Origin of the sequence: Pseudomonas sp. R37(2017), from assembly GCF_002113375.1 — a bacterium.
Taxonomy (GTDB): Bacteria; Pseudomonadota; Gammaproteobacteria; order Pseudomonadales; family Pseudomonadaceae; genus Aquipseudomonas.
Genome location: NZ_NEHO01000001.1, coordinates 583,214 through 595,505 on the forward strand (window position 1 = coordinate 583,214; position 12,292 = coordinate 595,505).

The 12,292-nt window shown below is 61.7% G+C and carries 8 protein-coding genes; all 8 read right to left on the minus strand.

The genetic code is table 11. The annotated features are described in order from the left end of the window. Positions 1-131: 131 nt before the first annotated feature. Positions 132-3,722, minus strand: coding sequence for a glycosyltransferase (locus tag CAG47_RS02815; protein ID WP_085723378.1), 3,591 nt, complete (start codon positions 3,720-3,722; stop codon positions 132-134). Between the two features lie 114 nt (positions 3,723-3,836). Beyond that, positions 3,837-5,408, minus strand: a complete 1,572-nt coding sequence (locus tag CAG47_RS02820; protein ID WP_085723379.1) for a flagellar hook-associated protein 3 — start codon at positions 5,406-5,408, stop codon at positions 3,837-3,839. A 13-nt stretch (positions 5,409-5,421) separates the two neighbouring features. Beyond that, positions 5,422-7,467, minus strand: coding sequence for a flagellar hook-associated protein FlgK (gene flgK, locus CAG47_RS02825; protein ID WP_085723380.1), 2,046 nt, complete (start codon positions 7,465-7,467; stop codon positions 5,422-5,424). 23 nt (positions 7,468-7,490) lie between these two features. Beyond that, positions 7,491-8,780, minus strand: coding sequence for a flagellar assembly peptidoglycan hydrolase FlgJ (gene flgJ / locus CAG47_RS02830; RefSeq protein WP_085723381.1), 1,290 nt, complete (start codon positions 8,778-8,780; stop codon positions 7,491-7,493). Positions 8,781-8,791: 11 nt separating this feature from the next. Then, a complete protein-coding gene (locus CAG47_RS02835; protein WP_085723382.1) occupies positions 8,792-9,901 on the minus strand; it encodes a flagellar basal body P-ring protein FlgI in 1,110 nt (369 codons plus the stop codon). Positions 9,902-9,919: 18 nt separating this feature from the next. Then, positions 9,920-10,615: a flagellar basal body L-ring protein FlgH gene (flgH, locus tag CAG47_RS02840; RefSeq protein WP_085723383.1), complete on the minus strand. Its 696-nt coding sequence runs from the start codon at positions 10,613-10,615 to the stop codon at positions 9,920-9,922. Positions 10,616-10,667: 52 nt separating this feature from the next. Next, positions 10,668-11,453 (minus strand): flagellar basal-body rod protein FlgG, encoded by a 786-nt coding sequence (gene flgG, locus CAG47_RS02845; protein WP_085723384.1) that lies wholly within the window; start codon positions 11,451-11,453, stop codon positions 10,668-10,670. A gap of 45 nt (positions 11,454-11,498) precedes the next feature. Further along, entirely contained in the window at positions 11,499-12,239 is a 741-nt protein-coding gene (locus CAG47_RS02850; RefSeq protein WP_085723385.1) for a flagellar basal body rod protein FlgF, read from the minus strand. Positions 12,240-12,292: the final 53 nt, after the last annotated feature.

Sequence of the window (12,292 nt, forward strand, 5' to 3'; positions counted from 1 at the left end):
ACGCGCCAGCTCTTTGAGTCCTGTGCTCGGCGGCCCCACGGGCAGGCCAAGACCCATACCCGCCGAATCACAGGCACAAAAAAGGCAGGTGACTAGAGGTCACCTGCCTTCGCGCAGAACAGACTGAAGGATCAGTCCGCGAGCCAGCCATTCTCCCAATAACGCAGGTTGTCGCCGCGCAGCACGTAGTCACGCAGCACGATCTCGCGCAGCTCATCGCCCATGCGATAACTGGCGTCCGGATCGGCCAGGTGCATGCGGATCGCCTGCAGCCATTCATCCGTGGAATTGGTCTTGATCCGGGTGCACGGCAGGTAACCGCGATAGGCCTCGGTGTCGGTGCAGATCACCGGGTAACCGCAAGCGCCGTACTCCAGCAAACGCAGGTTGCTCTTGCAGTCATTGAAGATGTGGAACTCCAGCGGTGCCAACGCCAGATCCAGGTTCAGGCTGGCCAGCTTGGCCGGATACACGTCCAGCCCGATCACCCCATGGAACTCATGCATGTACGGGCGCAGATCGTCCGGGCACATGCCGAAGAACACCCAATCGACTTCATTGGCCAGTTCGCGGACCACATCGGCGATCACCGCCAGGTCACCGTGGTGGCTGGTGCCGCCACCCCAGCCGACCCGAGGTTTTTTCGAAGTGCGGCGTTGACTGCGCAGGTCGGTCCACAAGTGCGCCGCCAACATGTTGGGCACCACGCGAATGTCGCGGTGCATGTCCGACAGCGCATTGCCCAGCGGCGCGGTGGAGACCACCACGCGATCGCACATGCCGATGGCGCGCCGCACCAGCTTCTCCATTTCGTCCTTGCCCGGCATGTTGCGGATATGCGCATTGCGGTGCGGAACGTTGATCACGAAGTCGTCCAGCTCATAGATGCGCCGTGCGCTGGAGTATTTTTGCAGGCTCGGGATTTCGTTGATCGGACCTTCGGAATAGCGCCCCTGCAGGATGATCACGTCAGGCGAATGACGCTCGACTTCGATGATGGTCGGCAGGTTGTAATGAATGCGTCCGTGCGCCCTTCCGGCCGCCTCCAGCTCAATCAGCGGTTGCGTGACCCGATAATGGCCGATGGCGGACGCATTGACCGGCAACGCAAGAATCTTCGGCAGTTGAGCCTTGGAAAACGGGCTCCAGCCGGATCGCAGGCCGGGTTCGAGGCTGAAGCTCGAACCACCCAACCCCTGCAACGCCAGGTTGGTGTTGTAGGCCGGATCACGGGCCACGATCGGCAGCCAGCGCTTGTAGAAAACTTCCTGCTCCTGTTCGCTGCGGGCCTGATCACCTGGCTGCACAACCGCCGGTTGCGCGCCCAGGGCCAATTGAGCGTGCGGCGTCCACACCACCAGATAACCTTCCTGGCCGACGCGCAGGCACAGGTCCACCTCGTTGAGGGACTGCGCCAGGCCCCGCTCGTCCAGGCCACCGACTGCGTCAAAGACTGCCTTGCGAATCATCAGGCAATCGCCGCCGACGGCACTGTAGTTGTGGGCGACCTGCAAGCGGTACATGTAGCCCGCCGCTTGAAGTGTCTCGCCATGGAACGGCACGCCGGCCGGCCCTTGCAACCCGAGAATCAGCCCGGCATGCAGCACGCGACCATCAGGATTGAACAGCTTGGCCCCCACCACGCCGACTTCCGGACGTTGCGCATGATTGAGCAACTCGGCCAGCCACTGCCCCTGGGTGATCACCGTATAGGGATTGAGCATCAGGACATATTCGCCGGCCGCCTGCCGCACGGCGAAATTGCGCACCGCCGCCGCATTGCCTTGCACGTCACAGCGCAACACCCGGACCCGCTCGCTGCCCAGTTGCGCCATGCCGGCGAACCACTCGAGCGCCTCGGCGCTCTCGCTGCCGTTATCCACCAACAGCAACTCGTATTCACCGTAGGCCGTTTTCTCCAGCAGGCTCTCGACACAACGCTGCAACGCCAGGGTCTGGTCCTTGCTGACGAGAATGATCGACACCAGCGGCCGGTCATCATGGTGATAATCGACCCGATTGAGCAGCTGGGAACTGCCCTGGCGAATTTCGTGGGCGACACCCAGGCGCTGCAGATGAGCTTCAAGCAAACGCGGGTTGTTATCCACCACTTGCGGCTGCGACAGCCATTTGGCCAGGTCGAACGCCGACTCCAGCAGAACCTCCGAAATGTGCCCGATCACATGCGTGCCAGCACGCTCGACCATGCGCCACAACACATCGTGTGGCGCCAGTTCGCCATGCAGCGAATCGAAACCGCCCAATGCCAGGAACCGCTCGCGCTCGAACGCCAGCGCACGCCCCACGTAGGGATAGCTGCGCATGAGATCCAGGTTGAAGTCCGGCTTGAATGCAGGCTCGGCCGACTCACCCTGATGCAGCCCGCCTTCATCGCTGTACAGGCAGGTCAGGGTGCGCGACAACGCAATTCGTTCAGCCATGATCAGCAAGGCCGGCGCCACCAGGCGATCACCGGCACGCAGCAGATAGAACCAGCCGGCCCCTTCCAGTTGCGGTAACAGGGCATTGATCTGCTGCTGCCAGTCGTCCTGCAGCGGCAAGCGAAACACGCGCTCATCCAACTCGGCTTCAGTGCAGGATGCCGACAGCACCAGCGTCAGTTCAGGGGCGTAATCCTGATCCGCCAGCGATTGCAGAGTGAGTTCCAGCGCCGAACGACTGCCCTGTTCATCGATGATGATCGGAACGATTTTGGGTCTGCTCGGCCAGGCTTCCAGCGTATCCGCCAACAGCTCGCGCTGACCGTCGGTGAGACTGCGGCACGCCAGCCACTGGGCATACAGCTGGGCAAAACTGACACTGGCGATGCCGACATGCCAGTCCTGGGTGGTCTGTTTCGTACCCAGGGTCCGGCTCAGCGGCAACTCTTCCCAAACCCGCGGTGACTCGTCCACCCCGGTCAACGGTACATAGCGCACCCAACCCTGTGCCGGCGCGGACTCCCCGCCACGCGCCTTGAGCATTTGCGACAACCATTGCCGCTCGGTTTCGGCCGCATCCTTCATCGACTGCTGACCGCTCAGGCGCTCCGGGTACAGGCGTTCGACGCCGAGCACGTGATTGGACACCGCCAGATTGCCGCGGCGCATCAGGCAGACATACAAGGCGAAATCAAGGGTGGCGACGAAGCAATGGTCGGGCTGAGTCAGGGCCGGCAGCAGTTCAAGCACGTCAGCCCTACGGAACATCGCATTGCTGAAGCCACCGAGGATGTTGACCGGGAAGTTTTCGAAGATCGCCAGCAGGTCCTCACCCTTGAACACCCCGCCCACCGGGGACAGCGGGGTATTTTCCAGACGCGAAGGCAGTGGCATGTCATCGGCATCCCAGAGCAACCGCTGGGCCACCACCAGATTGACGTCAGCGCAGTCGATGAGCACCTGTGCCTGAAACTCGATGCAGGACGAGAACAACTGGTCATCATCACAAAGGAACTTGATGTACTCGCCCTGTGCCTGCTCCAGGCAAGCCTGAAGGTTACCCACCAGCCCCAGGGTTCGAGGGTTTCGCACATAGCGTACGGACGCGCCCTGTTCAACCGCCGAAGCCACGATCTCTTCAATCTCGTGACCACGACTGTCATCGCAAACGATGATCTCCAGATTGCCGTAGCTCTGGCTCACAGCCGTATGCAAGGCGCGACTGAAAAAGCGCGGATTGAAGGCGGGGATGACCAGGCTGACAAGCGGGAGTGAATTCACGGCGGGCTCACAGGCGGCGCGAGCCCGCCCTGAAAAGCGAGCCCTTTGTTACCGCAAAAAAGACGATAAATACTGAAGGGGCAAGCAATCGGGCGCCTGCGCGCCCGACCACCGTCAGATCTTGTTGAACAGGCCCAACTGGGAAATCTTGCTGAACGCCAGCTGCGCAGCCTGCAGCATGGTCTGCTGCAAGGTCAGGCGCGTCATGACTTCGGCCGGGTCCGAATCGCGAATCGACGACTGGCTCGCGGTGTTCGCCAGGGTCAGGCTTTCGTTGGTCGCGGTCTGGTTATCCAGCGCCTGGCCGCGAGCACCGATCGTGGTGATGGCCGAACCGATCTGGTTGGCCGCACTGTCGATGTTGCCCATTCCCGACTCCATGGCGCCGAGAAACTTCTGCTTGGCCACCGAGTCTCCGTCGATTGGCGTGTTCAGCGCGGTGATCATCTGGCCCAGGGTGTCGAGCACGTTCTGGGTCTGATGGTTGTTGGACTGAATCACGAACTGGTCGCCGGACGCCGGGGCGCCACCGCCCAAGGCAAAGGTCACGCCCGCAGCGGTGGCATTGCCGCCCGACACGGTACCCGACGAGACGGGTCTGCTGTCGGCGGTGATCGGAGCAGCGTACAGGTCGAAATCGGTCGCACTGGTGAACTTGAGGATCGCCCCACCCGACGGGAAGGCGTTGGTGTAGGCCGTCTGGTCCGTCACGCTGGAACCGGTGATGACCGCGGTCGACGGGTTACCGGCGCTGCGCGACGTGTTGAAGGTATCCGAGGCGGAAGACAGATTGAAACTGTGGCCGGCGATCACCGCATCCGGGTTGGTATCGCCGGACTTGAGGTTGATGTTCAGCTTCAGGTCAACGCCACGGAAGCTGACGGTCTGGTTGGCCCCGTTGGCATTGCTGATGACGCCATTCTGGCTGGCTTCGGCGGTCACGTCGTTGCCCAGCGAGTCGGTGATCTTCAACTGGGTGCTGCTGAGGAAGCTGACCGTGTAAGGCTGGCCACCCGTGAATTTCGCATTGTAGGTGGAGCTGGTGCCGACCGTACCGTTGGACAGCACCACACGACCGTCATCCACCGCCGGAGCGGTCATGGAGACCTGGGTGCGACTGGTGTTGATGGTTTGCTGGAACGCATCCCAACCGGTGGTATTGGTGCCAACCGTCATGCCATCGCCAATACCGAGGTCGACGGTAGTCTGGTCACCGTTGTAGCGGTAGGTGCCGTCCGCGTTCTGCGAATAAGGCGCGGTGTCGGTTTTCGAACCGGAGAACAGGTAGTTGCCGCTCGCATCCTTGGAGTTCATCAGGCCCAGCACTTGTTGCTGGATCTGCCCCAGTTCCGATGCATAAGCCTTGCGGTCGGCGTCGGTGGCAATGCCGTTGCTGGCAGCGAGGGCCAGTTCCTTGACGCGCTGCAATGCGGTACCGATGGAGTTGAGCGTGGTTTCCTGCAGGCTCAACGCATTCCTGGTGCTGCTGATGTTGGTGCCGTACTGATCGAGCATCGCGCTCTGCTGACCCAGTTGCAGCAAACGACCGGCACCGATCGGATCATCGGCGGCGGTATTGATGCGGGTCAGGCTGCTGGCTTCGTTACTGGTCGCGATGGCCTTGTTGAAGTTGCGCTGGTAATTCGCAGCGGTGATTTCGTAATACTGGGCGGTGGAAATGCGCATGAATTACGACTCCTTAAAGGCTGTTGATCAGCGTGGTGAAAATTTCCTGCGCAGCCTTGATGATCTGCGAAGACGCGGTGTAGTACTGCTGGTACTTGACCAGGTTGCCGGTTTCTTCATCCAGGTCGACCCCGGAGTTCGAATCCCGCGCCCCTTTGGCGTTGTCCAGGATCGCGGTAGTGGCTTCGCTGTCGGACTTGCCCTGGGCAGCCTTGGCACCGACGTTGGTCACCAGCTTGTTGTAGGCGTCGGTCAGGCTGATGCCCTTGCTCGCCGAGCCGGTGTCTACGGTCTGTTTGGTTTGCAAACCCACCAGCGCTTGAGCGTTGCGGTTGTCAGAAGACGCCGCGCCGGTCAGGTTGATGGTGAAGCTTTCGCCGCTGGCGGGTGTGGCGCCGACCGTGGTCTGCACGGTGAAGGTCTTCTGCACGGCTGGCGTGACACTGTTGTCCATCACCGGCGCGCCGCTGGCATCGACCATGCCCACTTTGAGATTCAGGGTGTTGCTCTGGCCGGGAACGATGGTGCCGGTGCCGATCGAGTTGCCCTTGGCATCGACCAGGTTGTAGCTCTGGCTGCCGCCACTGGCCGCCCCGAACACCAGTTTGACCGGCGTCGAGTTCTTGAGCGCGGTCTGCATTTCCGCCTGGGCCGCCGGGTTGTAGATGTCGATGGTGCTGGTCAGCGTCGGCTGGGTGTAGGTGCCGGTGTTGTTGGCACTGGTCACGCCGGTCAAGGGTGCCGCGGCCGCGATTTTTTTCGGGTCGGTGAGCACGGTCTGGATACTGGCTGCCGCACCGCGGGTCGGCGTCACCTTGAACGAATCACCAGCGCTCGGCGCACCGCCGTTCAGGTTCAGGCTGAAGCCGTCGATCACCGGAGCCGGGGTCGTCGTGGTACTGAACGAGCCCATGTCGGTGCCGTCCGAGCGCTTGACGGTGTAGTCGGTCGCACTGGTGAACGTCACCTGGTAGTCGCTGGTGGTCAGCTTGCCGGTGTCCTTGATGGTGACATCCAGGTTGCCGGACCCGGCACTGTTGCCCGCCGACGCAATGCTGCGCTGACTGATCAGGGCGGCACTGTTGATATTGGTAAAGATCGCCGCGCCGAAATCACCGTTCTTGTCGATGCCTTGCGCCTGCTGGCTGTTGATCTGGTCAGCGACCACCAGTGCCACGCGCCCCAGCTCATTGAGCGAAGGGTCGAGCACTTCCTTGCGGTAAGTCAGCAGGCCACCGATTTCACCGCCGCTGATCACCGAAGTCACGTCGATGGTGCTGGAGCCACGGTCGAGCTGCAGCGACATGCGCGATGGATCATCCTGGCTCGGTACGGTTTTCAGCGTATTGGTGGTGTTGCCGACCACCAGTGGTTGACCGCTGCCGATGTAGATGTCGTAGCTGTTGCCACGCTCGACCACCTGGGTACCGACCAGCTCGGACAGTTGGCGCACGGCTTCGTTGCGCGAATCCAGCAGGTCGTTTGGCTGGTTGGTGCCGGTGGACAGTTCGGAAATCTTCTGGTTGAGCGTGGCAATCCTGGAAGACAGCTTGTTCACCTGATCCGCCATGTCGCCGAGGCTGCCGTTCAGGTTGGTGTTCTGGTCATTCAACTGCCTGGCAATCGAATTGAAACGGGCGGACAAGGCCTGGGCACCGGTCAGCACCGACTGGCGGGACGTGTCGTCGGTGGCCGAGGTCGAAACGCCCTGCATCGAGGTGAAGAACTTTTGCAGCACGCCGGTCAACCCGGTGTTGCTATCGGAAAGCGTGGCGTCCAGCGGAGTGGCCTGAGCGTTGTAGGACGACGCTTCGCTGTTGAGCGAGGTGGCGGTACGCAGCTGCGAATCGAGATAGGAGTTGTACACGCGACGCACATCGGCCAGCGTCGTGCCGGTACCGATGAATACGTTGCCGTACTGAATCGAGCCCTTGGTGCTCTGCACAGATTGCTGGCGCGAGTACCCGGCGGTGTCGACGTTGGCAATGTTGTTGCCGGTCGTCACCAACGAGTTATGGCCAGCACTGAGCCCCGACATCCCGATATTGAGCAAACTCATGATTCAGACCTTAATCCTTGTGCCTATAAAGGCGTGGTGGAAACGCCCGCCGCAGCGTAGTTCTGGTAACTCGTCATCTGCTTGGCTATCTGCGAAATCTTGCTTGCGTAGTCCGGGTCGGTTGCGTAACCGGCCTTCTGCAACTCGCGTACAAATTGTTCTGGGTTATCGGCCGACTTCACGACATCTTGATAGCGATTATTGGTCTGCAGCAAAGTCACAAGGTCATGGAAACTGTCCTTGTAGGAGTCATAGGAACGGAACTCGGCCGTCTCCTTGACCATCTGCCCGTTGCGGAACTCGCTGGTGATCGCCCGCGCCGAATTACCCTGCCAGCTGTTGCCGGCCTTGATGCCGAACAGGTTGTGGCTGCTGCTGCCGTCCTGAGCACGCATGACCGACTTGCCCCAGCCGGTTTCCAGAGCCGCCTGGGCCACCAGGTAACGTGGATCGACACCAATGCGGGCCGCCGCTTCCCTGGCCATCGGCAACATGGTGTTGACGAACTGGTCGGCGGAACTGAACGCTTTCTTCGCCGGCGCCAGAGGAATCTGCGCCATGGCGCGACCGTAAATCTGCATGCCGCCAGTGGAGGCCTGCTGCGCGTTCGCCAGCCAGTCGCCGTTGTACAGCGGCCCCGAGCCGGTGCTCGTCGTGCGCTCTGGCAATGACGTCTTGTTGAGCGTCGTGGTGGCAGCGGTCGTCGCCGAAGGCACCAGCCCGGCCAACAGTCGATCTGCCAGCTTCGGCGGCAATGCCAGGCGTCGCTGATTGATCAGCGCCATGTCATTGCGATGAGCCCCCTCACCCGCCTCTTGCGGCGCATGGACTGATCGCGAAGCCCACAACGGTCGCTGGCCATTGACCCGCGACAGCGGTCCGTTGATCGCGACCGTACCTGCCGCCACCGGCGTTTGCACGGCTGCCTTGGCGGCCTCTTGCTTGGCCAGAGACGCTGCGGCGGCCTCACCCGGTGCCATGGGCTTGTTCTTCGACATCTGGCGCATCAACACGTCAGCCAGACCGATACCCCCACCCTCGCGAGACATGGAAACAGCCAACTGCTGGTCGTACATTTCCTGGTATTGCCTGGCCGCCGGCGTATTCAGCGGATTGTCCTGAGCCAATGCTTCGGTGGCCGAGCGCATCGACTTGAGCATTTCCCCGAGGAACAGCGACTCGAACTCCTGCGCTACCTTGCGCAGGTTGCCATCGCTGTTCTTGTCGCCGACCTTGAGCTGGTTCAAACGATTCAAATCCGAATAGGAGCCCGAGTCGCTGCTGCTGACCAGACCGCTCTTGCGCATATCCACGATGGCCGCCCTCAGATCACGATCAGGTCGGCTTGCAGGGCGCCGGCCTGCTTCAGCGCTTCGAGAATAGCCATCAAGTCACCCGGTGCCGCGCCGACCTGGTTCACCGCCCGCACGATCTCGTCGAGGGTGGTGCCCGGGCCGAACTTGAACATCGGCTTGGCTTCCTGCTGGGCATTGACCTTCGAACGCGGCACCACCGCCGTGGTGCCATTGGACAGAGGGCCGGGCTGGCTGACGATCGGGTCTTCGGTGATGGTCACGGTCAGGCTGCCGTGGGTCACGGCGGCCGGGGAAACCTTGACGTTCTGGCCGATCACGATGGTGCCGGTACGGGAGTTGATGATGACTTTCGCCACCGCCTGACCCGGATCGATTTCAAGGTTTTCCAGGATCGACAGGTAGTCGACGCGCTGGCTCGGATCGAGCGGCGCGGTGACGCGAATCGAACCGCCGTCGATGGCCTGGGCCACGCCAGGACCGAGCATGTCGTTGATCTTGTCGACGATGCGCTTGGCGGTGGTGAAGTCGGAGCGGTTGAGGTTCAGCGTCAGGCTGTTGCCCTGGTTGAAACCGCTCGGCACCGCCCGCTCAACCGACGCACCACCGGGGATGCGACCGGCCGACGGAACGTTGACGGTGATCTTCGAACCGTCGCGACCTTCCGCATCGAAACCACCGACCACCAGGTTGCCCTGGGCCACCGCATAGACGTTTCCGTCGATACCTTTGAGCGGCGTCAGCAGCAAGGTACCGCCGCGCAGACTCTTGGAGTTGCCGATGGACGAAACGGTGACGTCGACCTGCTGACCCGGCTTGGCGAACGCCGGCAGATCGGCACTGATCGACACCGCCGCGACGTTCTTCAACTGCACGTTGCCCGAACCCGGCGGCACCTTGATGCCGAACTGCGAGAGCATGTTGTTGAAAGTCTGCAGGGTGAACGGGGTTTGCGTCGTCTGGTCGCCGGTGCCGTTAAGCCCGACCACCAGGCCGTAGCCGATCAATTGGTTGGAACGCACGCCGGAAATGCTGGCGATGTCCTTCAGGCGCTCGGCTTGAGCGTTGAAGGCCGCGGACAACATCAGGGCAGCCACCACAAGGTGTTTGAAATTCAACATGCTCAACTGGAAAGCCACTTAGAAAGGGAACAGCGGGCTGAGGAAGAAACGGTCGAACCAGCCTGGCTGACTCGCATCGGCAAACGAACCGGTGCCCGAGTAGGTGATGCGCGCATCGGCGACACGGGTCGACGACACGGTGTTGTCGGTGGCGATGTCATCGGCGCGAACGAGGCCGGCAATCCGCACCAGTTCGTCGCCGGTGTTGAGGGTCATCCACTTCTCGCCGCGCACCGCGATGATGCCGTTGGGCAACACATCGGCGACGGTCACGGTGATCGAACCGGTCAGGGTATTGCCCTGGGCCGCCTTGCTGTCGCCCTTGGTGGCGCGGTCGCCGTTGTAGGCGGCTTCCAGGCTCAGGTCGCCACTGCCGAACGGGTTGTTGGTGTTGGGCGTGGAGCCGAACAACGAGGTCAGGCCAATGCTGGTCTTGCTGTTCTTGTCGATCTGCGAGTTGGCGTTTTTGCTTGCCTGGGTCTTTTCGTTCAGGGTGATGGTGATGATGTCGCCGACCCGGAACGCCTTGCGGTCGGTGTAGAGGTTCTGCTCGAACCCGGCCTGATAGATCGAGCCGTTGTTCGCCGCCGCCGGCAACGGCGTGCGCGGCAACACCGGAGCGTAGTAAGGATCATTGGGCTTGGGCGTCGCAGGCACGCAACCTGCGAGCGCGACGATCCCACTCAGTGCCAGAACAGATACATAGCGATTCATGACCCTACCTCACGGTGTTGCAGGCAGCCTCATGGCCGCCTCATAGACTTGATTACAGATTCTGCGTTACGAACGAGAGCATCTGGTCGGCGGTGGAGATCACCTTGGAGTTCATCTCGTAGGCGCGTTGGGTCGTGATCATGTTGACCATTTCCTCGACGGTGCTGACGTTCGACGTTTCCAGGGTGTTCTGCAGCGTGCTACCGAAACCGTTCAGGCCCGGTGTGCCGACTTGCGGCGCGCCACTGGCGGCGGTTTCCAGGAACAGGTTGTTGCCCACTGCCTGCAGGCCGGCCGGGTTGATGAAGTCGGCGGTTTGCAGGTTGCCGATCACCTGGGCAGCCGGGTTGCCAGCCACGGTGATGGACACGGTGCCGTCGCGGCCGACCGTGAAGGTCTGCGCATCGTTGGGAATGACAATGGCCGGCTCCAGGGCAAAGCCGCTGGCGTTCACGATCTGGCCGTTGGAGTCCAGGTGGAAGGTACCGTCACGGGTATAGGAGGTGGTGCCGTCCGGTTGCAGGATCTGGAAGAAACCGCGACCGTCGATAGCAATGTCCAGTGGCTGCTCGGTGGTTTGCAGGCTGCCGGAGGAGAAGTTTTTCTGGGTGCCGACGATGCGCACGCCGGTACCCAGTTGCAGACCCGACGGCAGCTCGCTGTCCTGGGTCGACTGGGCGCCAGGCTGACGCTTGATCTGGTAGAGCAGGTCCTGGAACTCGGCGCGGTCACGCTTGAAACCCGTGGTCGACACGTTGGCCAGGTTGTTGGAAATGGTGGTCAGGTTGGTGTCCTGGGCGGACAGGCCTGTTTTGGCAACCCATAGAGCCGGAAGCATTCGATTCTCCTCGTGCGCCTGTTTTACGGCGCGACGTTCTGGTAATTAGCTGATCTGCAAGACCCGAGCCATGGCCTGGTCATCGTCTTTGGCGGTGTTCATCATCTTGATGTGCAGCTCGAACTGCTTGGACAAGGCCAGTACCGAGGTCATTTCCTCCACGGCATTGACGTTGCTCGACTCGAGGAACCCGGACACCAGCTTGACATCGGCATCGGCCTGCGCCGGCTGGCCGTCCTTGGTATGGATCGAACCGTCCAGGCCCTTGGTCATGTTCTTGAGGTCCGGATTGACCAGCTTGATGCGGTCGACTTCAGCCATCACCCGGGGACCTTCGCCCATTGCGCGGATGCTGATGGTGCCGTCCTCACCGACTTCGATCTGCTGCTCCGGCGGCACGGCAATCGGCCCGCCATTGCCCATGACCGGCATGCCGTTGCCGGCACGCAGCACGCCCAGGGCGTCAACGTTCAGGCTGCCGGTGCGCACATAGCTTTCACCGCCATCGGGATTCTGTACGGCAATCCAGCCGTTGCCTTGCACGGCAACGTCAAGGTCGCGGCCGGTTTCCACCAGCGAGCCCGGGGAGAAATCGGTGGCCGGGCGTTCGGACATGGCAAACGCTCGCGCCGGAAAGCTGTCACCGAACACCGGCATCGAACGGGCCTGCTCCAGGTCTTTCTGGAAGCCGTTGGTGGAGATGTTCGCGAGGTTGTTGGCATGAGCCTTTTGCGCCAGAGCATTCTGGCTGGCGCCGGTCATTGCCACATAAAGGTACTTGTCCACACTCTTTCCTCTGCCTGCCGGACGATTGCCGCCCACTGCTGTGTCGCGCAGGT